The sequence below is a fragment of the Aquimixticola soesokkakensis genome, assembly GCF_900172375.1.
In the GTDB taxonomy this organism is placed as follows: domain Bacteria; phylum Pseudomonadota; class Alphaproteobacteria; order Rhodobacterales; family Rhodobacteraceae; genus Aquimixticola; species Aquimixticola soesokkakensis.
Genome location: NZ_FWFS01000001.1, coordinates 294,282 through 319,071, shown reverse-complemented (window position 1 = coordinate 319,071; position 24,790 = coordinate 294,282). Strand labels below are relative to the sequence as shown.

At 61.0% G+C, this 24,790-nt stretch carries 27 protein-coding genes; 8 read left to right on the top strand and 19 right to left on the bottom strand.

The annotated features are described in order from the left end of the window. The first annotated feature begins 248 nt into the window (after positions 1-248). A complete protein-coding gene (locus AQS8620_RS01525) occupies positions 249-587 on the top strand; it encodes a P-II family nitrogen regulator (RefSeq protein WP_085835054.1) in 339 nt (112 codons plus the stop codon). 40 nt (positions 588-627) lie between these two features. After that, entirely contained in the window at positions 628-1,947 is a 1,320-nt protein-coding gene (locus tag AQS8620_RS01520; RefSeq protein ID WP_085835053.1) for an ammonium transporter AmtB, read from the top strand. A 155-nt stretch (positions 1,948-2,102) separates the two neighbouring features. On the opposite strand, the gene zapE is transcribed toward AQS8620_RS01520, so the two are convergent. Beyond that, positions 2,103-3,194: a cell division protein ZapE gene (gene zapE / locus AQS8620_RS01515; protein WP_085835052.1), complete on the bottom strand. Its 1,092-nt coding sequence runs from the start codon at positions 3,192-3,194 to the stop codon at positions 2,103-2,105. A 112-nt stretch (positions 3,195-3,306) separates the two neighbouring features. Between zapE and AQS8620_RS01510 the strand changes: the two genes are divergently transcribed. Then, complete coding sequence (locus tag AQS8620_RS01510; RefSeq protein WP_085835051.1) at positions 3,307-4,545, top strand: MFS transporter; 1,239 nt, start codon at positions 3,307-3,309, stop codon at positions 4,543-4,545. On the opposite strand, the gene AQS8620_RS01505 is transcribed toward AQS8620_RS01510, so the two are convergent. The 5 genes from AQS8620_RS01505 to mbfA form a co-directional block, all read right to left on the bottom strand. Continuing rightward, positions 4,542-5,459 carry an alpha/beta fold hydrolase gene (locus tag AQS8620_RS01505; RefSeq protein ID WP_085835050.1) on the bottom strand — a complete coding sequence of 306 codons (918 nt, stop codon included), beginning with the start codon at positions 5,457-5,459 and terminating at the stop codon, positions 4,542-4,544. The genes AQS8620_RS01510 and AQS8620_RS01505 overlap by 4 nt on opposite strands. Before the next feature lies 1 nt (position 5,460). After that, on the bottom strand, positions 5,461-6,093 hold the full coding sequence (locus tag AQS8620_RS01500; RefSeq protein ID WP_085835049.1) for an HAD family hydrolase: 633 nt from the start codon (positions 6,091-6,093) through the stop codon (positions 5,461-5,463). Beyond that, complete coding sequence (locus tag AQS8620_RS01495; RefSeq protein ID WP_085835048.1) at positions 6,090-6,542, bottom strand: YaiI/YqxD family protein; 453 nt, start codon at positions 6,540-6,542, stop codon at positions 6,090-6,092. Before AQS8620_RS01495 ends, AQS8620_RS01500 begins: the two co-directional genes overlap by 4 nt. Further along, positions 6,539-7,372, bottom strand: coding sequence for an S-formylglutathione hydrolase (gene fghA, locus AQS8620_RS01490; protein WP_085835047.1), 834 nt, complete (start codon positions 7,370-7,372; stop codon positions 6,539-6,541). Before fghA ends, AQS8620_RS01495 begins: the two co-directional genes overlap by 4 nt. 89 nt (positions 7,373-7,461) lie before the next feature. Then, positions 7,462-8,439 carry an iron exporter MbfA gene (gene mbfA, locus AQS8620_RS01485; protein WP_085835046.1) on the bottom strand — a complete coding sequence of 326 codons (978 nt, stop codon included), beginning with the start codon at positions 8,437-8,439 and terminating at the stop codon, positions 7,462-7,464. Between the two features lie 202 nt (positions 8,440-8,641). On the opposite strand from mbfA, the gene AQS8620_RS01480 reads away from it, so the two are divergent. After that, complete coding sequence (locus AQS8620_RS01480) at positions 8,642-8,848, top strand: hypothetical protein (protein ID WP_085835045.1); 207 nt, start codon at positions 8,642-8,644, stop codon at positions 8,846-8,848. Positions 8,849-8,949: 101 nt separating this feature from the next. After that, positions 8,950-9,570 (top strand): TetR/AcrR family transcriptional regulator, encoded by a 621-nt coding sequence (locus AQS8620_RS01475; protein WP_085835044.1) that lies wholly within the window; start codon positions 8,950-8,952, stop codon positions 9,568-9,570. A 70-nt stretch (positions 9,571-9,640) separates the two neighbouring features. Here AQS8620_RS01475 and AQS8620_RS01470 read toward each other — a convergent pair whose 3' ends face one another. Beyond that, on the bottom strand, positions 9,641-10,771 hold the full coding sequence (locus AQS8620_RS01470) for an S-(hydroxymethyl)glutathione dehydrogenase/class III alcohol dehydrogenase (protein ID WP_085835043.1): 1,131 nt from the start codon (positions 10,769-10,771) through the stop codon (positions 9,641-9,643). Positions 10,772-10,884: 113 nt separating this feature from the next. On the opposite strand from AQS8620_RS01470, the gene AQS8620_RS01465 reads away from it, so the two are divergent. Next, positions 10,885-11,208: an I78 family peptidase inhibitor gene (locus AQS8620_RS01465; protein WP_085835042.1), complete on the top strand. Its 324-nt coding sequence runs from the start codon at positions 10,885-10,887 to the stop codon at positions 11,206-11,208. 9 nt (positions 11,209-11,217) lie between these two features. Here the strand turns inward: AQS8620_RS01465 and AQS8620_RS01460 are convergent, their stop codons facing one another. Beyond that, positions 11,218-11,658, bottom strand: coding sequence for a c-type cytochrome (locus AQS8620_RS01460; RefSeq protein WP_085835041.1), 441 nt, complete (start codon positions 11,656-11,658; stop codon positions 11,218-11,220). 419 nt (positions 11,659-12,077) lie between these two features. Here AQS8620_RS01460 and AQS8620_RS01455 point away from each other — a divergent pair, with 419 nt between their 5' ends. Then, positions 12,078-12,428 carry a DUF2794 domain-containing protein gene (locus AQS8620_RS01455; protein ID WP_143267380.1) on the top strand — a complete coding sequence of 117 codons (351 nt, stop codon included), beginning with the start codon at positions 12,078-12,080 and terminating at the stop codon, positions 12,426-12,428. Positions 12,429-12,437: 9 nt separating this feature from the next. Here AQS8620_RS01455 and AQS8620_RS01450 read toward each other — a convergent pair whose 3' ends face one another. The 3 genes from AQS8620_RS01450 to AQS8620_RS01440 form a co-directional block, all read right to left on the bottom strand. Beyond that, positions 12,438-13,247, bottom strand: coding sequence for a C40 family peptidase (locus AQS8620_RS01450; RefSeq protein ID WP_085835039.1), 810 nt, complete (start codon positions 13,245-13,247; stop codon positions 12,438-12,440). After that, positions 13,244-14,659, bottom strand: coding sequence for a leucyl aminopeptidase family protein (locus AQS8620_RS01445; RefSeq protein WP_085835038.1), 1,416 nt, complete (start codon positions 14,657-14,659; stop codon positions 13,244-13,246). The genes AQS8620_RS01450 and AQS8620_RS01445 overlap by 4 nt, the downstream gene beginning before the upstream one ends. 196 nt (positions 14,660-14,855) lie before the next feature. Next, on the bottom strand, positions 14,856-15,233 hold the full coding sequence (locus tag AQS8620_RS01440) for a hypothetical protein (protein WP_085835037.1): 378 nt from the start codon (positions 15,231-15,233) through the stop codon (positions 14,856-14,858). Between the two features lie 155 nt (positions 15,234-15,388). Here AQS8620_RS01440 and AQS8620_RS01435 point away from each other — a divergent pair, with 155 nt between their 5' ends. Next, positions 15,389-16,036, top strand: coding sequence for a carbonic anhydrase (locus AQS8620_RS01435; RefSeq protein WP_085835036.1), 648 nt, complete (start codon positions 15,389-15,391; stop codon positions 16,034-16,036). Positions 16,037-16,088: 52 nt separating this feature from the next. Here AQS8620_RS01435 and AQS8620_RS01430 read toward each other — a convergent pair whose 3' ends face one another. The 8 genes from AQS8620_RS01430 to AQS8620_RS01390 form a co-directional block, all read right to left on the bottom strand. Next, entirely contained in the window at positions 16,089-16,388 is a 300-nt protein-coding gene (locus AQS8620_RS01430; RefSeq protein WP_085835035.1) for a hypothetical protein, read from the bottom strand. A gap of 54 nt (positions 16,389-16,442) precedes the next feature. Continuing rightward, positions 16,443-16,640 carry a hypothetical protein gene (locus tag AQS8620_RS01425; protein ID WP_085835034.1) on the bottom strand — a complete coding sequence of 66 codons (198 nt, stop codon included), beginning with the start codon at positions 16,638-16,640 and terminating at the stop codon, positions 16,443-16,445. 294 nt (positions 16,641-16,934) lie between these two features. Then, a complete protein-coding gene (locus AQS8620_RS01420; RefSeq protein WP_085835033.1) occupies positions 16,935-18,614 on the bottom strand; it encodes a DUF4139 domain-containing protein in 1,680 nt (559 codons plus the stop codon). Between the two features lie 119 nt (positions 18,615-18,733). Beyond that, positions 18,734-18,982 (bottom strand): hypothetical protein, encoded by a 249-nt coding sequence (locus AQS8620_RS01415; RefSeq protein WP_085835032.1) that lies wholly within the window; start codon positions 18,980-18,982, stop codon positions 18,734-18,736. A 362-nt stretch (positions 18,983-19,344) separates the two neighbouring features. Then, entirely contained in the window at positions 19,345-20,367 is a 1,023-nt protein-coding gene (locus AQS8620_RS01410; protein ID WP_085835031.1) for an aspartate-semialdehyde dehydrogenase, read from the bottom strand. A gap of 83 nt (positions 20,368-20,450) precedes the next feature. Beyond that, complete coding sequence (locus AQS8620_RS01405) at positions 20,451-21,107, bottom strand: glycosyltransferase family 29 protein (protein WP_085835030.1); 657 nt, start codon at positions 21,105-21,107, stop codon at positions 20,451-20,453. Positions 21,108-21,914: 807 nt separating this feature from the next. Continuing rightward, positions 21,915-22,631, bottom strand: coding sequence for a YjbF family lipoprotein (locus AQS8620_RS01395; protein WP_085835028.1), 717 nt, complete (start codon positions 22,629-22,631; stop codon positions 21,915-21,917). Next, entirely contained in the window at positions 22,628-24,745 is a 2,118-nt protein-coding gene (locus AQS8620_RS01390; RefSeq protein ID WP_143267379.1) for a YjbH domain-containing protein, read from the bottom strand. Before AQS8620_RS01390 ends, AQS8620_RS01395 begins: the two co-directional genes overlap by 4 nt. Positions 24,746-24,790: the final 45 nt, after the last annotated feature.

Here is a 24,790-nt window from a genome sequence, read left to right as displayed (position 1 = left end):
CCTCAAAGAGCACGACAGACACAGATGCCGGATTTTCTGACGCCTCCTCAAATCTGCTCATCAATTAAGCTTTTTATTTCGCCTCACAACTAAGCACATGCGCCTAATTTGTGCGCGAACTGCCGAAACCGTTACCAATGCGTTACCCCTTGGAGAGGCTCGTCCTTGTTTCAAGGCGAGGCTTTCCGCTTTCTGGGCGTCGTGGTCGCCTTCATCGGCAATCACCCGCCTAACGGAAGGGGAAAAACGTGAAACTAGTTATTGCTGCAATCAAGCCGTTCAAGCTTGAAGAAGTACGCGAAGCGCTCACCGCCATTGGCGTGCGTGGGATGATGGTCACCGAGATCAAGGGCTTTGGCTCGCAATCCGGCCACACCGAAATCTACCGCGGTGCCGAATACGCCGTGAACTTTGTGCCGAAAGTGAAGCTCGAGCTGGTCGTGGCCGACGCCATGGCAGACCAGGTCGTTGAGACGATCTCCACCACCGCCAAGACCGACAAGATCGGCGACGGCAAGATCTTCGTTCTCGACGTGGAAGCGGCTGTCCGCGTCCGCACCGGCGAGACCAACGACGACGCCATCTAAGCGTTGCGAACCTGATCCTGACGAAAGGGACTTTTTCAAAATGAAACTCACCAAGCTTATCTCGGCTTCGGCTGTAGCGGCGGTCCTCCCCGCGCTCGCCTTTGCCCAGGACGCCGAGGTTGCAGCTGCAGCACCGGACATCAACCCCTACATCTTTACCACGTTGCTCTTCCTCATCGGCGGCTTCCTCGTGTTCTGGATGGCAGCCGGTTTCGCCATGCTCGAAGCAGGCCTCGTGCGCTCGAAAAACGTTGCGACCCAGCTTCTCAAGAACGTCGCGCTGTTCTCCATCGCGTCGCTCCTCTACTGGTTCATCGGCTACGGCCTGATGTACCCCGGCGACTGGATCATCCCCGGCGTTCTGGGCGGCTTCTCCCCCGCCGTGATGGAACCCGTTGGTCTGGACCAGGCCGAAGCCGCTCTCGACTACGCGTCGACGGCCTCCGATTTCTTCTTCCAGCTGATGTTCTGTGCGACCACCGCCTCCATCGTGTCCGGTACGCTGGCGGAACGCATCAAAATCTGGCCCTTCTTCCTCTTTACCATCGTGCTGACCGGCATCATCTACCCGATCGAAGCCTCCTGGCAGTGGGGCGGCGGCTTCCTGAGCGAAATGGGCTTCTCCGACTTCGCAGGCTCGACCCTCGTGCACGCTGCTGGTGGTTTTGCCGCTCTCGCCGGTGCTATCGTTCTGGGGCCGCGTATCGGCAAATTCAAAGACGGCAAAGTCGTCCCCATGCCCGGTTCGAACCTTGCGCTTGCAACCCTCGGGACATTCATCCTGTGGCTCGGTTGGTTCGGCTTTAACGGTGGCTCGCAGCTTGCAGCAGGCACCGTTGGCGACATCACCGACGTGTCGCGCATCTTTGTGAACACCAACATGGCAGCGGCAGCTGGTTCGATTGCGGCTCTGGTTCTGACCCAGATCCTCTACGGCAAAGCCGACCTCACCATGGTGCTCAACGGCGCTCTCGCAGGTCTCGTGTCCATCACCGCAGAACCCCTCACCCCCTCTATCCTGATGGCGGTGATCATCGGTGGTCTGGGCGGCGTGATCGTGGTCTTCACCGTGCCGCTGCTCGACAAACTCAAAATTGATGACGTTGTCGGCGCGATCCCCGTTCACCTTGTCTGTGGTATCTGGGGCACCCTCGCGGTTCCGCTGACCAATGATGGCACCTCCTTCGTGACCCAGTTCATCGGTGTGGTGTCCATCGGTGCCTTCACCTTCATCGTGTCGCTGATCCTCTGGATCATCCTCAAAGTGACTGTGGGCATCCGCGTCTCCGAAGAAGTCGAAATCACCGGTCTCGACAAAGCGGAACTCGGCATGGAAGCCTACCCCGAGTTCAAAGGCTGATCCCTTCCGATCCCAGCTTTCGATTTGGCCCGGATGCACCCGCATCCGGGCCTTTTCTTTTGCCACGGCGACATTTCCAAGCTTCGGGCGGGCAAAATTCTTCGCAGAAGAATTTCCTGCGGCATTTTCTTAGCTAAGAAAATGATCTCCCGAGGTCAGTCGCGTTCAGCGCCCCAATTGGCGTCCTGCATTTCGCGCAATCGCGAGGCGGTGCGTTCGAATTCAAACGTCCCCTCGCCCTCAAGATAAAGCTGTTCGGGACTATCTGCAGCGGTCACGATCAACCGCACATCCGCTTCGTAAAGCGCATCTATCAGGGTCACGAACCGCTTGGCTTCGTTGAAATTACTGCGCCCCAAGCTCGGGACATCTTCCAGGATCAACAGTTTCACCGCTTCGGCAAGGGCCAGATAATCCGCTGCGCCCAGCGCCTTGGCGCAGAGGTCCCAAAAGCGCACCCGCGCCATGCCGTTGTGAAACTGCGGCAGGTCCAGTTCGCGGCCTTTGACCGTCAGCGTCAGCCCCTCGCTTTTGCCGCCCGTCAAATCGGCCCAGATCGCATCCACGGCGCGGCGGGCGTCATCGTTCACCGGCGAAAAATACACCTGCTCGCCGGTCAAGCGGCCTTGGCGATAATCCTGCGGCGACGCCAGTTCGTGCACGTCAAGGCGCTGTTTGATGACCTCGATGAAGGGGACAAACAACTGACGGTTCAACCCGTTCTTATACAGATCGTCCGGCAGGCGGTTGGAGGTGGTCACGACCGTCACACCGCGCGCGAACAGCTGTTCGAACAGGCGCCCGACAATCATCGCATCGGTGATGTCGGTGATCTGCATTTCGTCAAAACACAACAGGCGCACATCGGCGGCGATATCGTCGGCCACAGGCACAAGCGTGTCCTGAATGCCCTTTGCGCGCGCCGCGTTCAGCCCGTTGTGGACCTCTTGCATGAAGGCGTGAAAATGGATGCGTCGTTTGGGAACATCGACCATGTCGGCAAATAGGTCCATCAACATGGATTTGCCGCGCCCGACCCCGCCCCACAGGTACAGCCCGCGCACGGGCTCGGGTGCATCGGCCTTTTTCAACCGGCTGAACAGGCTCTTTTTCGCAGCCTGCGCGGGCGCGGCTTCCAACTCGCGCTTTAACCGGTCGAACATCGGCAAAACCGCCGCCTGGGCGGGGTCTGCCGTCAGCGTGCCGTTTGCAACACGCGCCTCATATTCTTCGCTAATCGTGACCATAGCCCTGCATACTGCGCTCGAAAGGATAAGAAAAGCCTATGAGCGCCGTCACAATCGGGCATTTGACGCGGCGCAGCAGGTCGCGCAAATTGCGACAACAAAGGAGCCTTTCATGGATCAGCGCAGCCCTCTGTTTTCGCCGGTTTTGCTGGCCGGATGTGTCATCATTCTTGCCAGCTTTGCGATCCGCGCCTCCTTTGGCGTGTTTCAAATCCCGATTGCCACCGATTTCAACTGGCCACGGGCAGAATTTTCCCTCGCCATTGCGATCCAGAACCTTGCCTGGGGCTTTGGCCAGCCGATCTTTGGCGCTTTGGCCGAACGGATCGGGGATCGCAAAGCCATCATCCTGGGCGCTTTGACCTATGCCGCCGGATTGGTGCTGTCCTCCTTTGCGGTGACACCCGAAGCGCATCAAATGCTGGAGATTCTGGTCGGTTTCGGCATCGCCGGTACGGGATTTGGCGTGATTTTGGCGGTCGTGGGCCGCGCCGCCTCGGATGAGAACCGCTCGATGGCTTTGGCGATTGCCACCGCCGCAGGCTCTGCAGGGCAGGTCTTTGGCGCGCCCGTGGCGGAATGGTTGCTTGGTATGATGGCGTGGCAGCAGGTGTTTTTGCTGTTTGCGGCCCTGATTCTGGCGTCGCTTGCGGTTTTGCCGCTGATGCGCGCGCCAACGGCCGGCAAAACCGAGATCGAAGAAAGCCTGCGCAGCATTCTGGGGCAAGCCTTTCGCGATCCCTCCTTTACCCTGATCTTTCTAGGGTTCTTTTCCTGCGGCTATCAACTTGCCTTCATCACCGCGCATTTCCCCGCGCTGGTGACCGAAATGTGCGGCGCGATTGACCCCTCGGGCACGCTCGCAAGCCTTGGCGTGGCCTCCACTGCCACGCTTGGCGCGATTTCCATTTCGATCATCGGCTTGGCCAATATCGCCGGAACGCTCTGTGCGGGCTATCTGGGCAAACGCTATCCGCGCAAATACCTCCTGTTCGGGATTTACGTGGCCCGCACCGTGGTTGCGGCGCTGTTCATCCTGATGCCGATCACCCCTGCCTCGGTGTTGGTCTTTTCGGTCGCCATGGGCGCTTTGTGGTTGGCAACGGTGCCCCTGACCTCCGGCCTTGTCGCCTATCTTTACGGGCTGCGCTACATGGGGACGCTTTACGGGATCGTGTTCTTTTCCCACCAGCTGGGCGCCTTCATGGGCGTCTGGCTGGGCGGAAAGCTTTACGACCTCTACGGCGATTACACGGCCGTCTGGTGGCTCGGTGTCGGAATCGGGGCCTTTTCGGCGCTGGTGCACCTGCCGGTACGAGAAGTGCCGCTGCGCCTGCGCAGCGCCTCCTAGCCCTGCGTGTCGTTGACGAACTGCGCAATCAACTTCGCCACTTGCGAAGGATGGCTGAGGGGCAAATCATGCCCTGCCGTTTCGACAACCTCCTGTCGAACCGACCGCCCGATTTCGGCCATCTGGCCCAGGGCACGGATCGGCACCACGCGGTCCACGCCCCCCCAAATCGCCAGAACCGGCACATAGAGCGCGCGCAACTCCTTCAAATCGAACGAAAAATCGTCCCGCAGAATATGGCGGCGCGCCGACAGGACTGATTTCTGATAGCCGCGTCGCTGTTGAACCACACGCCGCCACGCGGCAAGGTCGCGATCAGTTCCGAGTTGGGCGGGCAGCAGCAGCGGCAGGACCAGCGCCGCCCAATCCCCCAACACCGGCACATCGCGGCAAAACCGCTCTGCGCGCGACAGATGGGTTTCCAGGACGGTCGGGGCCAACAGGACCACCCGCTCGACATCCTCCGCGCGCTCTGCGGCAAAGGCGAGGGCGATCCCCGCGCCCATCCCGTAGCCCACCAAAGTGATGTCGCGCTCGACGCCGAGCGCCTGAAGCACACCGTCCAGTTGATCCACGAAAAACTCGGTGGTTTGGGCACCATCAACGGTGTCACTCAGGCCGCGCCCCCAATAATCATAGCACAGCACACGGTAGCCCTGTTCGACCAGCTCCGCGCTCAGGTATTCGAAGGCGATCAACGGGGTGGTGTTGTCCGATAGACAAACGGCAATCGGCCCTTTGGCGGTTGCGGCATTCGGCCCGACCCATTTGATGCGGGTGACGCCTGCGGGGAGGTCCAGTTGATCCACCCCCAAACGGTCCCGCAGGGGTTTGATACCGGGCCTGCGCCACTCGATCAGAAACGGCAGCGCGACCAGCACCGCCACCAGCACAACAACGCCAAGGCCGATCATCTTAGAGCTGCGCCTCCTGACGCGTCAAAAGCCCGGCATCCACCAAGCGCTCGGCCCAACGCGTCGGGCCGTCGAACAAATGCACCTGCCAGCCACGGCTGCGCGGCACATCAAGGTTCTCGGCACGATCATCGGCAAACAGCAAGCGCTTGGGGTCGATCTTGCACGCCGATTCGACCTGTTCGTAAATCGGGCGATGCGGTTTGACGCAGCCCATCCGCCCCGACACAAAGGCGCGGTCAAATTCGGTCAAGAACGGATATTGCGTCTGCGCAAATTCAAAGTTTTCGATGCCGAAATTTGTCAGGGCAAAGACCGGCACACCCTTGGCGCGCAAAGCACGCAGCAGCGCGACAGACTGCGGGATCGCGGGGGCAGCCATCTGCATCCAGTCAAAATACCACATGCGGATTTCGGACGCGAATTCGGGGTAGGCCCGGGCGCATTCCATGACCGTCTCGCGCCAGTTCCCCCCCTGATCCACGCGATCGTTCATCGCATGAAGATCGACGGCGGCAAACATCTCGCGCCGCCGCGCCTCACCGACAACGGCGTCGTAATGGCGTTCCGGTTGCCATTCGATCAGGACATTGCCGATGTCGAAAATCACCGCATCAACGCTGCTTTTGCTCATGTCGCGTCCCTTTTTGCCGCCTGAACCATGCGTTCCAACCCGTCGAGAAACCGCGAGCGATCCGCTTTGGAGAAGGGTTTTCCGCCGCCCTGACGAAACGGATCAGCCGAGCGCAGATCCGCCATCAGATCGCGCGTTGCCAACACATTGCCGATGTTGGCCTGTGTCAGCGGCTCGCCATTGTGCTTGATCACCCGTGCGCCGGCTTCGACGCATTTGGCCGCCAGCGGGATGTCTCCCGTCACCACCACGTCGCCCCGCGTTGCGCGGTCTGCGATCCACATATCGGCAACATCCGGCCCGTCTGCGACAAAGACCATTTCAACCAGCGGATTGGGCGAAGGCCGCAAACCGCCGTTGGAGACAATGAAAATCTTGAGCCCGTGACGGGTCGCGACCTTTTCGGCCTCGGCTTTGACGGGGCAGGCATCAGCGTCGATGTAGATCACGCGTAGAGCGCCTCCGCGTGAAAGGCGATATGTTCCTCAATGAAGGTGGAAACGAAGAAATAGCTGTGGTCATAGCCCTGCTGCATGCGGAAAATCGCCTGTTGGCGGCGCTTGGCGATGGCACTGGCGAGCGCTTCGGGCATCAGCAGATCAAGGAACTGATCCTCGGTCCCCGTGTCGATCAGCATCGGCCCGTCAAAGCCGCGATCCGCCATCAAAAGGGTGGCATCGTTTTGCATCCAGACCTTTTTGTCGGCCTCCCCGAGATAGGCGGCAAATTGTTTTTGCCCCCATTCCGATTGGGTCGGGTTGCAGATCGGCGCAAAGGCCGAGACCGACAGGAAGCGCTCAGGCGCGGTCATGGCCAGCACCAGCGCACCATGGCCGCCCATGGAATGGCCGGTGATGGATTGGCGCTCGGCATCCAGCGCGAAGGTGCCAAACAACAGCGCGGGCAATTCGTTCAGGACGTAGTCGCGCATGCGAAAGTTTTTCGCCCAGGGCTCCTCGGTGGCATCAAGATAAAATCCCGCCCCCTGTCCCAGATCGAAAGCCGCATCATCGGGAACCCCCGCGCCGCGCGGTGATGTGTCGGGAAAGACCAGCGCGATGCCCTGTTCGGCGGCCCAGGCTTGGGCACCGGCCTTGGTCATGGCGTTTTCATGGGTACAGGTCAGCCCAGACAGATACCACAAAACCGGCACGGGGCCGTCTTTTGCTTCGGAGGGCAGAAACAGGCCAAAGGTCATGTCGGTGCCGGTCGCGCTTGAGGCGTGGCTCCAGACCTCTTGCGTACCGCCAAAGCAGCTATTGCGGGATTTCAGGTCCATGGGGATCTCCTTGCACATAGGCCACAGGGCTTGGCGCGACTTTCACGGGTTCGCGCCCATGTTGCAAGGGCCAGCGTGCAGCTGCTCGGTCATCCGCCGCCGATCAACACCCCGGCGCCAAAGACCAGCGCACCGCCCAGAACGACCTGAACCGCGGCGCGAAAGAACGGGGTTTCCATGTAGCGGTTCTGAATCCACGCGATGGCCCACAATTCGATGAACACCACGATCATCGCCAATGTCGTCGCGGTCCAAAAGTCGGGGATGAGATAGGGCAGGGCGTGACCCAGCCCGCCGACAGCCGTCATGATCCCCGATGCAAGCCCCCGTTTCAGGGGCGAGCCGCGGCCGGAAATCTTGCCATCATCATGCGCGGCCTCGGTAAACCCCATGGAAATCCCCGCGCCAATCGCGGCGGCCAAACCGACAAGCAAGGTGGTATGCGGGTCCTGGGTGGCGAAAGCCGTCGCGAAAATCGGCGCAAGCGTTGACACCGATCCATCCATCAGCCCCGCAAGCCCCGGCTGGACCCATGTCAGCACGAATTTGCGATGGGCGTCACGATCTTCGCTATCGCGCGCCTCTGCAGGCAGATGGCTGTCTTGCAGGTCTACCGCTTTGGCCGTGTGCACCGCCTCGGCCGCCGCCAGATCGCCCAGCAATTTGCGGGTCTCTGCATCAGAGGTCTGCGCGGCCGCGCTCAGATAAAAGCGTTCGGCTTGGCGTTCCATCGCTTCGGCCTCGCTGCGGATGCGCGACAGACCGAGGTTTTCGACAAGCCAGAGCGGCTTGCGTTGATAGAACCCCGCAACATGCTCGCGCCGCACGAGCGGGATATGGGTGCCGAACCGGACGATGTGGCGGTCGATCAGACGCTGGCGATGCACATCTTCCTCGCGCGCCATCGCGTCGAACATTGCTGCCGTGTCGGGATACTCCGCGCGCAGGCGCTCGGCGTAGCTGCGATAAATGCGTCCGTCGTCCTCTTCGGAAGAAATTGCGAGCGCGAGGATTTCCTGCTCCGTGAGATCTTTGAAACGTTTGCGGGTCGGGCGGCCAGGCAACATGGTGAACTCCAGTTTAGAATGATTCTAAAATAGCGGGGCTTTCAGGCGTGGCAAGTTGTAGGGCACATATTTTCTGAACCGATCTGTTCAGAAACGCTTGACTTATGGTGCGCGACGCGCCAAATAAAACTATACCGTTCAGTTTAAATTCCTCACCTGAACGGCACATTCCATTTAACGACATCTCTCAACGGAGCCTCTCATGTCCTTTCTCTCGCGCCTCATCGCCGCCGCCACGCTCGCCCTTGCCAGCACATCCGCCCTGCCCGCTTTTGCGACGAACTACGGGGTCAGCCTGCCGGACATGGTTTTCCCCGCCGAACGTCCCGCCACCACGCGCGCCGAACCGCTCGCCTGCGCCTACACCCCGCATGCCACCTCGGCCTGCGCCCTTCAGGCGGACAAATAAATCGCAAATCCGAACGCAGGGTCGACTGGCACCACGATCCAGCATGCCCTTGTAGAGACTGCGCGTTTTCGCCTACTCTGCAGCCAAGCATCGGAGCCTGCATGAACCAGCCGAACCCAAAGATCCGCAAGGGCCGCAAATATGATCAGGTCGTCGACGGGGCGCGCCTGATCTTTTTGCGTGACGGGTTTGACGGGGCAAGCGTGGATGAAATCGCGCGCGAAGCGGGCGTGTCCAAGGCGACGCTCTACAGCTACTTTCCCGACAAGCGGCTGTTGTTCATGGAGGTCTCGCGCACCGAATGCGTCCGACAGGCCGAAATCGCGTCCGAGCGGATTGATATGTCCGCCCCTTTGGCGGAGGTTTTGCGCGCTGCAGCCACGCAGATCATCGACATCATGTCCTCGACGTTCAATCGGCGCATGTACCGAATGTGTGTGGCAGAAAGTGAACGTTTTCCACAGGTTGGCAAACAATTCTACGAATTCGGCCCCAATATGGTGCGCAACAAGATTTCCAAATTCCTTGAAGCCGCGATCGAGCGGGGTGATTTGGAAATCGAGGATGTCGCGCTTGCGGCCGATCAGTTTCACGTTCTGTGCAAAGCCGACCTGATGGATCGCGCGCTGTTCGAGTTGAAAGACGACATTACCGACGCGGAAAAAGCGCGGGTCGTCGAGGGTGCGGTCACGATGTTCCTCGCGCGCTACGCCAAACGGTAAACCGACAGGCGCCCAATGCAAAAGGGCCACCGTTTCCGGCAGCCCCCAAAGCCGTCTGTGTGACGCCGGATCAGTACAGCACAACCGAGCGGATGCTTTCGCCCGCATGCATCAAATCAAAGCCTTTGTTAATGTCTTCGAGTTTGAGCGTGTGGGTGATCATCGAATCGATCTCGATCTTGCCATCCATGTACCAATCGACGATTTTGGGCACATCGGTGCGCCCGCGTGCGCCGCCAAAGGCCGTGCCTTTCCAGACGCGCCCCGTGACCAATTGGAACGGGCGGGTCGAAATTTCCGCCCCCGCAGCCGCCACGCCGATCACGATGCTTTCGCCCCAGCCGCGGTGCGCGCATTCAAGCGCCTGACGCATCACGGTGGTATTGCCCGTGCAGTCAAAGGTGTAATCTGCCCCGCCGATCTGGTCCGCGCCGCGTTTCGTCATCTCGACGATATGAGGCACGATATCGCCGTCGATTTCTTTCGGATTGACGAAATGGGTCATGCCGAATTTCTCGCCCCATTCCTTTTTGTCATTGTTGAGATCGACGCCGATGATCATATCGGCACCGGCCAGTTTCAGACCCTGAATGACGTTCAACCCGATGCCGCCCAGACCAAAGACCACGGCCGTCGCGCCGATTTCGACCTTGGCGGTGTTGATCACCGCGCCCACGCCGGTGGTCACCCCGCAGCCGATGTAGCAAATCTTGTCAAAAGGTGCGTCTTGACGGACTTTTGCCAGCGCGATTTCGGGCACGACCGTGTGGTTGGCAAAGGTCGAGCAGCCCATGTAGTGGTGGATCGGAGTGCCGTCGAGCATGGTAAAGCGCGTGGTGCCATCGGGCATCATGCCCGCGCCCTGCGTAGCGCGAATCGAGGTGCAAAGGTTGGTTTTGCGCGACAGGCAGGACGGGCATTCGCGGCATTCCGGCGTGTAGAGCGGGATCACGTGATCGCCCGGTTTCAGCGTCGTGACGCCTTCCCCCACCTCCAGAACGACACCCGCGCCCTCGTGGCCCAGAATCGCGGGAAACAAGCCTTCGGGATCGGCGCCCGACAAGGTGAACTCGTCGGTGTGGCAAATCCCCGTCGCCTTGATTTCAACCAGAACCTCGCCCGCTTTCGGGCCCTCAAGGTTCACTTCCATAATTTCCAGCGGTTTGCCCGGTGCAACGGCAACAGCGGCTCTTGTGCGCATAGTCGGCCTCCCTCAATGTGAGAGCCGTAGACTAAAGAAATCCCGTCGAGGTTCAATCTCATTTGCAGGCGCCACCCCCGCACGTCACCCCAAGCCACTCCGAGGACACCGCTATGACCGACCCTGTCTCCAAACGTCTTATCGTCGCCGTGCCACTGGCCGCATGTGCCGTTCTGCTCAGCCTATGCGCGGTGCAGGCCATGGGCCGTGGGGGCGATGTCGCGGCTCCGACACCGGAGGGTGTCAACACCGCCTGCGCCCTTGACGCGGTGCAGGCAAAGATTGGCGAGAAGCCGATGGTGCTTGAAACCCTGACACTGGCGGGCCCGCTGCGCGTTCTCAAGCGCGGCCAGCCGATGACGATGGATTTCATCGAAAGCCGCACCAACGTCGAGTTGGATGACGCGGGCCTGATCGCCCGCGTCTGGTGCGGCTAAGCGCAGCGCCTAGCTGCGAAATTCGGAGTGGCAGGTTTTGCAGGTCGCGCCGATTGTGGCCATCGCGGGCGCAAGATCATCGGCGCTGGCGACAGTGGCCGTGCCCGCTGCGTCTTCAAGCGCCTTCGCATCGGCGACGAAACTGTCCCAATCGGTCCAGATCGCGGGCTTTGCCTCGGTATCGCCCTCGATGACTTCGGCCTCGAAATGCACGGGAATCAGCGCCGCTTCTTGCGCGATCTTGTCAAGCGCGGCCTGTGCGGCGGCGGCGTCAAAGGCAACCGTGCCTTTGGCCATATTCCCCAAAGTCCGCACCGAGCCGCCGATGGCTTTCATCCCAGCCTGACGGGTTGCCACCGCATCGTCCTGGGCCAGGGCGACACCGCCAGAACCGGCACCAAGCACCGCCGCCATCGTCACAGCGCGCATCAAAATATTCAGTCGTGTCATCAAAATCTCCCGCAGGGGTGTGCCATTCAACCGCCTTTACCACGGCCACCCCAAGCCTAACCCGACAGCGCGCCTCACAACATCCAACGAATCCGTGAACAGCGCCGGTTTTCGGCATGCTCTCCCCGAAGGCGCACAAACTGCACAGCAAAAAGGCCCCGCTGCTTGCGCAACAGGACCCTTTGGTTCGAGCGAAGTCCCCGATGATGCGAACTGGGTGGGGGCTGTTAAATCACACCATCGGGGGAAGCATTTTCGCTCTGTTACCCCTTATGCAGGGCGAAGGCGGCAAAACCGCGCTCGAATTGCGAAACCGCATAGGTCTTTTCGCGGCAGAAATAAGGCAAATTTCGCAGTCCCAGCCCTGCCCGCCCGCGCGGCGCTTGATTTTGGGCCGACTGCGCGCCACCTTCTATAGGATGACAGTGCCAACACCTTTCCCCCCCGCCTCAGGCGCCTCCACCGCGATGGACAAAGTGGCCTTCAACCGCATCGAACTCGGCCTGATCATGGGGCTGTACGGGCGCATGGTCGCGGCAGGCGAATGGCGCGATTACGGCATGTCCTTTCTCAAGGAAGTCGCCGTGTTTTCCGTGTTTCGCCGCACCGCCGAGCATCCGATGTATACGATCGAAAAACGTCCCCGCCTGCGCAACAAACAGGGGATGTATTGCGTGGTTGGCATGGATGGGCAAATTTTGAAACGTGGTCAGGATCTTGCGACCGTTTTGCGGGTGTTTGACCGCAAGATGATCCGCCCGATCGACTAAAGCGCCGCCCTAAAGGCGACGCCGCGCCGTGACCGGCCCTCCCCCCTGCGCCTCGATCCGCGCGATGGCTTTGTCCATCGGCTCGTAGGCGACGGCCATGTGATGGGCGTTGGCATGCAGGATCGTCCCCGCATCCACCACCCAGGCGACATGCCCCTTCCAGAACATCAGATCCCCACGCTCCATCGCGCCAGTGGCCGCGCCCCCCAGCGATTCTTGCAAATCGCTATCCCCGGGACAGCCTTCTCCACAGGCCAGAAGCCCCGCCTGCACCAGTCCCGAGCAATCAATCCCAAAAGCGGAATTACCGCCCCACAGGTAGGGCGTGCCGAAAAACAGCTGGGCAATCGTGACAGGGTCGGAAAACGGCTTGGCCACCAGCCGCAAATGCGATTTCGGCACAAACAGCCCGGTGTCGGTTTCCATGAATTTATGACGTTCATCCACGATGACCAGCCGCGTGCCAAACGACACCGACAGCAACGCCTCGGATTTCAGGTCAGGTTCGGGGTACAGATGCGACGCGCGCACGCCGATGGTATGGGTCGGCACCACCGGCAGGCCCAGATCGCCCTCCTCGATGTAGCCGACATAGGCATCGCGCGCCGAAATTCCAAAGGCGCGCCCAGCATGGCGTTCCAGAACATCAAAGGCCTCCCCCATCAACAACTGGCGGTCCCGCTGTCCGCTGTCCCTGCGCAGATCGGCAACCGGGCGTGAAATGCTGACACGCTCGGGGGTGACTTCACGCTGATCGGCGCTGGCAAACCCTGTCAGGGCGACGCGGGCATTTGCGGGCGTGCTGCGACGATCCGTCATCGCGCCAACAGCTCCGGTAGCGCATCCAGAAGGGCGCGTGCCCCTTGGCCGACGCCCCCTTTGGGGCGCGCCGGTTTGGCCGCGGGACACCAGCCGTAAATGTCAAAATGCACATATTTGGGGGTGTCGGTGACAAAGCGTTTGAGGAAAAGCGCCGCCGTGATCGCCCCCGCCATGCCGCCCGCAGGGGCGTTGTCGAGATCGGCAATGCCCGGTTCGATCATCGTCTCATAGGGGGCCCAGAAGGGCAGGTTCCACAGCGGGTCCGCAACCGTTTCGCCGGCCTGCATCAAAGGTGCGACAAGCGCGGATGTACTGGCAAAAAACGGGGCAAGATCCGGACCGACCGCGACCCGCGCCGCGCCGGTGAGCGTTGCAAAAGACACGACCAGATCGCTTTCGCCCGCATCCGCGAGCGCCAGAGCATCGGCCAGAACCAAACGGCCTTCTGCGTCGGTGTTGTTGACTTCGACCGTCAACCCCTTGCGCGATTGCAAAATGTCACCGGGGCGAAATGCATCGCCTGCGATGGCATTTTCCACGGCCGGAATCAGCACCCGCAGGCGGATGTCCATCTTCAGGGCCATGATCATCTGCGCCAGCCCCAAAACGGTCGCCGCGCCGCCCATGTCCTTTTTCATCAGCCCCATCGATGCGCCGGGTTTGATGTTCAACCCGCCGGTATCAAAACACACGCCTTTGCCAACCAGCGTCAAAAGCGGGCCGGTGTCGCCCCAGTTCAACTCGATCAGGCGCGGCGCGCGCGCTGGCACAGCCGCGCGCCCCACGGCGTGGATCATCGGGAAATTCTGCGCCAGAAGGTCATCGCCCTTGACCACCAGATGCGAGGCTCCGAAGTGGTTCGCCAGATGGACCGCGGCCTCTTCCAGCTCTTGGGGGCCCATGTCGTTTGCTGGCGTATTGATGAGATCGCGCGTCAGGCACTCCCCCGCGACAATCGCCTCGATCCGCGCGGCATCGACGCCTTCGGGCGCACAAAGCGCTGCCTTGGGTGCCGCATTTGCGTGATAGCGGTCAAAGCGGTAGCCCGCAAAAAGCCAGCCAAGCACTTCGGCCTCCAGCTCGGAGCCGGCGAGATCGCTGTCGAGGTGATAGACCCCCGCGGGCAAGGCCGCGCGCGCGGCAGCCAGGGCAAAGCGCCCGCGCGCGCGCGCCTGCGCGGTGCCACGTCCCACGGCAACCCCCGTCATGGCACCCTCGTCATCGGCAAAGACCACCGTTGCGCCAATCCCCGCCGTAAAACCTTGGGCGCGGGCGAAGCGGCTCTGCGCGGCAGGCAAAGTCGCCAGCCACTGCTCCAGGGACTCGGCGGCAACAAACGCCAGCGGCACTGACGGTGCGCTGGCCGGCGCAAAGCGCAACGACGGGGTTTCGGGCGTATCAGATGGCATGGGAAATCTCCTGTTCTTGCGCCACACCCTAGCGCGCCCGTGCGCAGCAACAAGCCCCTGCCCCATATGCGCCGATGCACCGCCGTCGAGAGCAACGAAAAAGCGGAAAAGAGGCCCCTCAGCACTCTCTTCCGCTTTGCAAACTTCCCGCAAATGCGCCCCGATCGCGCACCGGCCAGAGAGGCGAACAGGTCCCTCAGACAGACATGTCCTGCAAATCCCAGACCGCGATCAAAGACCCCTCGCCGATCCGCATCAGCCGCGCCACGCAGGCCGCCAGCGCGGTATCATCGCCGCGCGTAGACAGGTCGGCAACATTGCTCGACACTTGCGCAAAGGTCTCAAGCCCGATCTGTTCGGAAATTGCGACCATCGAGCGGGCGGCGCGCGCCATTTTGTCAATCTCGCCCTTGCGATAGCAGGCTTCGACCCGCGCCAGACGCACCGCCAACTCTTCCATTGCGCGGGCAATCACGCCTTCCGCGCTGCTATGCCCCAACTGCACATACAGTTGTTCAAGCCGTTCCCGATCCACACGAACACCGGCCTCCGGTTTCAAGTTCGTCACCACCATCTTTTCACCCCAAGTCAAGCACGCCCCCACGCGCAGTTGTTCCAAAGATGCCGGATTGTCCTCAAGAAAAGGTTTAACGCGCAGAAGTTTGTCCCTCGAATTCCGCACAAATCGGCACTAGATTGGTAGAAATTCAGTAACCGAAAGAGCGCCCAATGCATGTTGCCAAGCCTTTGCCCAGCTACCTCGTTCAACGCTACCAGGGGTGGCGTGCGACTGCCTATTCGGAAAATCGCGCATGGTACAAACGCCTTGCCACCGAAGGTCAGCGCCCCCGGGCGATGATCATTTCCTGCTGTGACAGCCGCGTCCATGTCACCTCGATTTTCGGTGCGGATCAGGGCGAATTCTTTATCCACCGCAATATTGCCAACCTCGTGCCGCCCCATTCGCCCGACGGCTTGCAACACGGCACCTCGGCAACCATCGAATATGCGGTGACCGCGCTGAAGGTGGCGCATATCGTGGTGCTGGGCCACTCAAGCTGCGGCGGCGTCAAAGGCTGTCACGATATGTGTTCTGGCAAAGCGCCCGAGCTGGAACAGGACAGCTCCTTCGTGGGGCGCTGGATGGATCTGCTGCGCGGCGGTTATGAAAAGGTGCAATCCCTGCCCGAAGCCGAGCAGGTGCTGGCACTGGAACATCAGGCCGTGCTGACCTCGCTCGACAACCTCATGACCTTCCCCTTTGTGAAAGACGCCGTCGAAAGCGGCGCGCTGTCGCTGCACGGGCTGTGGCACGACATCGGCGAAGGATCGCTGTTCGAATATAACGCCGAGCATGACCGCTTCAGCGTTATCTAAACTCTCAAACGCCTGTGGCGCGGGGTGGGCCGACCGCCGCGCCACAGCCGCCTCACGCTGCGCGACTGGCGTCCTTTGATCTGCTCGCGGCCAGAATGGCGGCAAAGGAAATCGGGCTGTCGTTTTGGGTACCCTCCTGCGCCACATCCACCTGCGCCACGGCCTCTTCGGCCTGATGACGCACAAACACCGGTTTCATTGCGGCCTCCATTGTGCGGCGCGCCGCAATGTCATCGGCGCGCGACACAAAGCGCACGGGTGTCGATGCCGGAAACAACATGACATCGAAAGCAGCCTTCGTGGCCAAGGCTGCGCGACGACCGCAGCGGGCTTTGGTTTTGAAACAGGTCATGGCAACTCTCCTCATTTTTTTCTGATTTTTGTGGCGCTCTTTGAGGCGGGCAGGTCAGCCGACCAGCCGTGCGCCCATGTCGGGACGAAAGTCGGGATCAAAGGGCCGCAAGTGCAACGGGACCACGTTGTCGGCACAGGCACCGCGCGGCAAATCCAGATTGGCCGGAACGCGCCGCGCCAGTGTCATCGGCAAGCCCCAGTCCAAAACAAGCGGTTGGTCGACATCAGTGTTGCGATGGATCGAAAACATCTTTTGGTCCTTTCGGTGCGCGCCCCACGCCCTTCCCCAAGGCAACCATGTCCCTGCGCTTTTGTGCAGAGGGACATTCACAACAATTCGATCAAACCGCCAAAATCAAAAGAAACGCGTTTAAAAACAAAGTGTTATTTTAAAAAACGCCGCGTCGTTTGATCGTTAAAATTCCCCGAAAACCCGCCGGATGCGCGCCAGATGCGCGCGCGCATCAGACATCTGGCAGGACATCGTCGGGACTGTGGCAACCCTGTGGCGCACCTGTAAAATGCGACAGACCGCGCGAATCGCTCAGCGCAAAACCTTGCCTTCGGGCCAGCGCAGCGTGGTCTCCAAAGTGACGGTATTGGAGGCCCCCGCCGGAAGGTCGAAGGCCCAGCCCAGGACGCCGCGCAGATCGTCGATGTCGCTTTCCTGGGGCGCTGGGTCAGCAGACCAGCTGATCTGGAGATCGTCCTGTTCGCTGACCGGCACGCGGTCGCGCAGCTCGACATCCCAAAGCCGGTCGGTGTTGTTTTCAACCTCCAGTCGCCACGCTTCGACCTCCTCGGTGTCGCGACGGATCACGCCGCGATCCCCCGCATTGCGATCCAGCAAGGTCCGGCGCACCGTCAGCCCGTCGATCGCGCCAAAACCCGTTTCCACCTCTTGCGCCGGCGTGATCAAATCTAGCCAGCTTTCCCCGATCAAGGCCCCGTCGCGCATCAAACGAACAGCGCCCGGCAGGATCACCTCGCCGCTGTCATTTGTGTATTTCGCAACCAGATAGGCGCTGGCATCAAAGAGCGGGACAGCGCGCGCAACCACCTGCGGCGCAAGATCAAGCCTGTCGAGGGCAAAGCGCAGATCGCCCGCAGCGCCCCCCACCGTCACAGGGTGCGGCAGGGTATAGATCTGGGTGATGCCCTGCATCTCGGCACGCGCCACCATCTGCGGGGCAGGCGCGGCGTCGCTCATCATCATCTCGGCCCCACTGGCCATTTTCAGGCCGCGCGGGGCGGGCATCGGCGGCTCATCGGTCTCGCCCAGACGGCGCACCCAGGGGAAAACCTCGCTCGGGGCGTTTTGCGTCCCCGGACGGCTGGTGGACAGCACCACATCCACATCGCGCCAGGTTTCTCCCGTGGCCTGCCAGACCCGCGCCCCGCGATCCAGCGTCAGGCTTGGCGATTCCTGTGTTGTCAAAAGCAGCGCATAGTCGGGCGTCCAGCCCGCCTCCTGCACCTCATAGCTCACCCGGTAGCTCAGCGTCCCCGCTGCAGGCGCGGTCACTGACAGTTTGATCTGCGCACGCGCGGTGGTGTCCTGTACAACAGCATCGCGCGCGGCCTGCGCTTGCTCAAGATCATCGTCAAGCGGCTCAAGCGTTTCGCGGATGGCGTCGGCCTCGGCCTGCGCCGCGATGGCCTCGTTGCGCGCCGCCAGACCTTCGCGCCCGATCACCTCCGCCACCTGCGCAAGCTCCCCTGCGGGCGTGTCGGAGGCGCTGATTTTGTCGTAAAATGCAACTTTGGCGAGGGCGGATTGGGCCTTGGCTTCGGCCAAAGCGACCTCTTGTTCAACCGCCGCGATCCGACGCTCTGCCTCGGCTACGCGGGCCTCTGCGGCCTCCCGTTCGGGTGTGTCGGCAAGGGAGAAGGGCGCCAGATCCGTGTCGCGAAACGTGACTGTGTCCAATCCTGCGCCCGCGACCGTCACCCGCAGGCTCTGCGGATCGAGGCCGAGAGGCACATCAGAAATCACCAGCTCATGCGCGCCCTCTTGCACGTCGACCGAGCCGCTGCGCTGCACGGTGGCCCCCTGAGGATAGAGCGTCACCTCCTGCACCTGCGTGGGCGCGGCGTAGGCGTCAGCGCTGGCCATCCCCGCGACAACGACAGGGGCCAAAAGGGCCGTCGTCAGGATCAACCCGCGCTGCAGCGCCGTGGCAGCTGAGGGTCGGCGTGGCGATGTGGTGGTGTGGATAGTCATCTGCGGCTCCCGATCTGTCACAAGACAGTCGGGATCATCGCGGCAAGCCAAGGCGAATGGCAAGCGGGTGGCACCCAACAAGCGCGTGATGCGCCCACCAACACACCGAACCGGCGGGTTTACGCCACGCGGCTGCCAGCCTTGCCTGCGAATTTTTCGGAAAAGACCTGCATCATCTCTTCGCGCGTCACCTGCGCATCGACCCTGGCCTGTTCTTCGGCCCAGTCATCGCGAATACCCGCAGGTCGCGAGATGTTTTTACGATGGTTCGACAGGGCGATCTCATCCCCCTCAACCGTCATCTCAAGCCTGACAGGCTTCGCATTTTCCTTCATCAGCGCGTCGAAATTGAACGAGATACGGAACATTGCGTCACCCCAGTGTTAGCCCCCACTGACATTTAGACCATATCACGCAAGCGTTACGGGGCGCAGCTTTGTTAAAATTGTCGGTTAATGAAGAATGAAAGAGGAACATTCTGTGAAAACCCCCTAAAATCAGAAAGCTAGGCGGGATCAGCGGCTCAACCCGCCATCTGTCGCATTTTTGTCAAATCCCCCTCGCCCGACCACCGTGATCGTTTTCCTTCGAAACGCGCTCACAAACTCCGGCAGATCAGATGCCGCGCCGCCAAAAAGCGAATCGCACAGCGCAAGGACCATGCAAAAAAGGCGCCCATATGGACGCCCTTTTCACAATTCAGTCACGGTCGCGGTCATCGGGACCGCATTCACCCCTTTTTCAGGATGCGGCGGCCCAGAAGCTCTGCGATCTGCACGGCGTTCAAAGCCGCGCCTTTGCGCAGGTTGTCGGACACGCACCACAGGTTCAGACCGTTTTCGACGGTCACATCCTGACGGATACGCGAAATGAAGGTCGCGAAATCGCCCACGCATTCCACGGGGGTGACATAGCCGCCATTTTCGCGCTTATCGACCACCAGAATGCCGGGGGCTTCGCGCAGGATGTCGCGGGCTTCATCCTCGTCGAGGAAGTCTTCGGTTTCGATGTTGATCGATTCCGAGTGGCCCACAAAGACCGGCACACGTACGCAGGTCGCGGTGACTTTGATCGAGGGATCGATGATCTTTTTCGTCTCGACGATCATCTTCCATTCTTCTTTCGTGTCGCCGCTGTCCATAAAGACGTCGATATGCGGGATCACGTTGAAGGCGATCTGTTTGGTGAATTTGGCGGGCGCTTTTTCCTGACCGGGGACATACATGCCCTTGGTCTGATCCCAAAGCTCGTCGATGCCCTCTTTGCCCGATCCCGACACCGACTGGTAGGTCGAGACCACCACGCGTTTGATCTTGGCGCGGTCATGCAGCGGCTTGAGCGCCACAACCATCTGCGCGGTCGAGCAGTTGGGGTTCGCGATGATATTCTTGTTGGAATACATCTCGATGGCATCGGGGTTCACTTCCGGCACGATCAACGGAATTTCCGGGTCGTAGCGGTAGAGCGACGAGTTATCAATGACCACGCAGCCCGCCTTCGCAGCGATCGGCGCGTATTTTGCCGTGGCTTCCGAACCGACCGCAAACAGGGCCATGTCGTAGCCGGTGAAATCGAAAGTATCGAGATCCTTGGTCTTGAGGGTCTTGTCGCCATAGCTCACTTCAGTGCCCAGCGAGCGGCGCGACGCCAGCGCGACGACCTCATCCGCAGGGAACTCGCGCTCGGCGAGGATGTTCAGCATTTCGCGGCCCACGTTACCCGTGGCACCCGCAACGACGACTTTATAGCCCATCTGGGTGTCTCCTCATGTCCAATGACAAGCGCGGCACATATAAGAGAAGCGCGGGCAAATAAAGTGCAAATGCGTGGTCTGCCCTATTCCATCGGGTGATGGATCACCCGCGGGTCACGCGCGCAGACGCCCGTGACGAACTTTGCCTCGGCGGAAAAATCATGGGGCACACGCCCCGCATCGCGCCCGCCCGACAGCGACAAAGAGGCGAAAAAGTCGAACCCCCAAAGATCCAGCTGCGCCAGATCGGTGTCGCTCAGCCACGCCACCAGCATGGCGCCGGTGGTCGGCTGCGCGCCCATCGTGGATTTGAGGGCCTGATAGCGATCGGCGGGAAACAGCGTGAACCGCGCCGGACGCGCCATCCACAACCGCAGACGTTTGCGTTTGTGCGACATCCAGATCAGATGCGCCGCCCCGATATCGTCAAAGGCCGCGCCGCTCAGGCTGGTCGCCAGCGCCAGCCAGTCGGTGCGCGCCCCATGCGAGCGCACGGACGGGCGCGGCGCACGGTTGATGCGGATCACCACATCGGCCGCGTTGATCTGCGCGCCAAAATCCCTGTGTTCCAGCGCGCGCGCATTTCCCACCAGGGCCACGCGCTTGCCCGCAAGCTGCTGGGCCAGCACGTCCAACGGGACGCCTCCGCGCCCGAGCACGTCATCCTCATTGCGCAGCGCTGCCCAGCGAAACCGCAGTTGCGTGCGGAGCCGCTGTAAAACTGTCCCGTCGGATGGCATCCGAAAACTCCCGCTTTGGTCCTTGCGCAAAAAGGTGCTTCAGTGCCTCCCCAGAACGCCCTGTCGTCCTATCGCACCCCCGCAAAAGAGGCAAAGCAAGAGGCCGCCGCGCCCGAATCCTTGTCTGCCGAGACAGGTTTCCTTTGCACAAGAGAGGCTTCACACAACGGCATGTTTATCAAATATTTACCCTACAGGCGTGTCGGCCCCGCCACAGGGCCAAAAGCGACCCCTCGAAAATAACTGGAAATTCGCGGTTGCGGCGAAAACATGCCGTTTTTGCCACAGGTCGATCGGATTTGGGTAAGAAACACTTCTATTTCTCATGCACTTGTGATTGAATCTTCGTGAACAGCCACATGGTGGTTCGATTCTGATCATGGAGACTTAAAATGAAAACTCTTACCACGCTTGTCGCCGCTGCTGCCGTTGCTGCGTCCGCTTCCACCGCTTTCGCTGGCGGCTACTCCGAGCCCGTTATGGTTGCTCCCGTTGTTGTAGACCCCGGGCCCTCGTCCTCCTCGGCTCCCCTCTTCGGTTCGCTGGGCGCGACTTCCGGTGCAACTGCTGCTCTCCTCGGCCTCGGCGCTGTTGGTATTGCTTACGCAGTGTACTCGAACAACAAAGACGACTAATCCTCGGCTTTATTGTTGTTTTAAACGGCGTCCGGTTTCGGGCGCCGTTTTTCTTTGGGCAGGTGCCTCTCTGCCCAGACGGTCAGATCCTGATCCGATCAAACACCGCAAAGAAGGGCAGCAAAAAGGGCAGCCAAAGCTGCCCCGTTTTTTACCGTGTCGCGGCGAGCGCTCAGAACCGCAGCTGTCGGATAATCACATTTCCCACATAGCTGCTGGCCCATTGGAACGACTGCACGACACGCCCCGCACCATCGACCCAATAGACGTTGGTGATCGGTGCGCCGCCCGTCTCACAGGTTTCGCGCATCACGGTTGTCTGTGCCGACACTTCGCCACTGACCACATGTTCACGGCCCTGAACCTCGACCTGACAGGTCAGCGGCAAACGGGCCGTATTGTCCTCGCCATCGAGGAAACGATAGGTCTTTTGCACGGTCCCGCCACGTCGCGCCTTCAGCAGCGACACCAGCGATCCCTCCTCGAGGGACATCAGATCGCCCCCCAATCCACGCGTCGCCACAAGCACACCGTCGCGCAGGGTCAGCGTCTGTTTTGCCTGGGTCACCCAAGTGACATCGCGCCCGTTCACATTGTACACGCCCATCACGCTCGTCGCGCCGGAGCTTTCCATCATCGCCAGGATCAGCGGCACATCGGGCACCGCCTGCATCGCCGCAGCGACCGCCTGCGCGGGATCAACCGCGTCAGGAGCAGGCGCCTCGGGCGCACCCGACAATTTGTTTTGTACGGCGGTTTTCACCAGACCCGTGATCTCCAACAAGGCCTCGCGGTTTTGCGACACGCCCCGATCATTGCCGCAGGCGGCCAAAAGCCCGCCACAGATCACAAGGGCAGCACCTGCGCGTATTTTTCCGAGCATGCTCATCGCCAGAATCTCCCCCACCGGTCTTCAATTTCAGGCTGCTGGGCCTGACGCACGGTTTCATACAGCCGCCCTTGCACAGAGAGGCGCGCGCCACCGTCACGCGTGAGCGACTTGATCAGCAGGTTGGTGCGGTCGGGGGACGGAGCATTGGCGACAAACTGCGTCGGGATCGTAATGCGGAACCCTTTGTCAAACGAGCCCTCGCCGAAATCGTCAAAGGAGATATCGGTAAAGGTCGCATAGCCGCCAATCCGCCAGCCGTTGTTGAATTCGCGGTCGAGCGAAATCGTCGTGCCCCAATCCCCCGCCAGATAGCGGCCCGCGTCGATTTCGCCGTGATAGCCGTTGCCAAGGTCGTAGTAGGCCGAGGCATGGCCGGTCACGATGTCATAATCGCGAAAGGCAAAGGGGTCGGAATAATCGCGCTGCTTGGCGTAGTTCACCTCGACCCCGAACGCGAGACGGCTTTCAGGGCGTTTCCACAACACTTCTGTCGAGACACCGCCATACATGCGCTCCAGCTGACCGATGGTCACGCGGCTAAAAACGTTTTTCGCCGGATGCGTGTACCAGGCCAGCGTCAGGTCTTCGAGGTGGAAGCGGTCCTGATTGTAAAACGACGAATCCGAACGCACGTTCGGGATGTCGGGGTTGTCATTGGGGTCAGGCTTGGCCTCGCTGAGGTTGCCGGTGATCCGCCCCGTGACGCTCCCCCCCAGGTACAGCCCCTGTCCGAGACGGTAGTTGACCCGCCCCGCAATCCCCGCATCCGCGCGCACCGGACTGTCCGGATCAAAGACCGAGGCAGTAATATAGGGCGACAGCGACCATTGCAGGTCGGGATAAAGACCCTCGACATTGGCGACAGGCAGTTGTTCGGCCAACTTGGGGTCGGCAAATTGTGTCGCGGCAAGCATTTCACCCGCGGGACGGTTTTCAAGCCGCTCCAACGCGCTGCGGTTGATGATCGTCGATTGCAGCGGCGCACCGTTTGACACTTCGGTGATCACAAAGGTCTCGACCGACGGCGGATAGGCGCGGCTCATGATGCGCGCTGTGCGGCCCAGCGCCTCGGCGGGGGCCCCGAAACCCTGATTGCGGATGCGCACTTCGGCGCGCGTTGCACTCAGGGAGGCGGATTCCAGAATGATGCTTTCCTTGGCCAGCGCAGTCTTGAGCGCCTTGCGGATTCCGGGGGCGTCGGTTCCGTCCTCGATCCACCGCCCCGACCAGCCCAGGGGATCGGCAGCGGGCGCGGGGCGCTGGGCCACCGGCATTGGCGCCGCTTGCGTACCGCCGGGAATGCGCGGGTGCTTGGGGTTGACCGAATAGCTCAGGCGCGCACCGACTTCGGCCCCGTAAAGCGCATAGCCCGCCAGCGTCCAGTTGCGCCCGACCTTATACTCGGCCCCAAAGTTCAGCGGCGTGTTGACATCCACCAGCCCGCGCTGGGTCTCGACCACATAGGCGTCGGAGGAATATTCCGCCACCAGAGCCAGTTTGTCGTTGTACTGATAGCGCAGCCCCGCGAAGGGCGCGACATCGCCGGTGAACCATTGTTTGACGTTGGGCACACCGCCGGTTTCAACGAAATCGGTTTCGCGCGTGCCCATCGAGAAGACCGCGCCGTGGCTTGCCAGACGCCCCCAGCCCAAACCGCCGGTGACAGTCAGCTTGTCGCCCAGGGTTTTGGTCGCGGCGAGATATTCGCCCGAATACACGCCGGTGCCCATGAAGTCCTGCAGGCCGATCGCAATGGCGGGGCGATATGTGCCTTCGCCCGCAATCTGGTAGCGCAGGTCGAAACTGCGGTCGGTGTAGGTGTCGTAATCGTCGGCGTAATCCTCGATGCCCGCATAGCGAAAGGACAAAGACAGCCGCTCTGTCGCCTGAAAGGTAATCGTGGTGCGCGCGGCGTTTTTGGTTTTGGCATAGGTAACCGAAAGCTGCGCATCGGGGGCCACCTCGGCGGAGGGCATGTCGATGATGCCCTGCGTGCCATAGGTGTTGACCGCCGTAGAGGTCAAAGGGTCCGCGCCCAAACGGTCCACGCCGACCGCGCTTAATGCGGCCAGAAACGAAACCCCGCCTGCCAGATAATGTCTTGCTCTCACGCCTACGCCCCTCTTTTCGTTGCGCACACAATAGCGTGTTCCCAG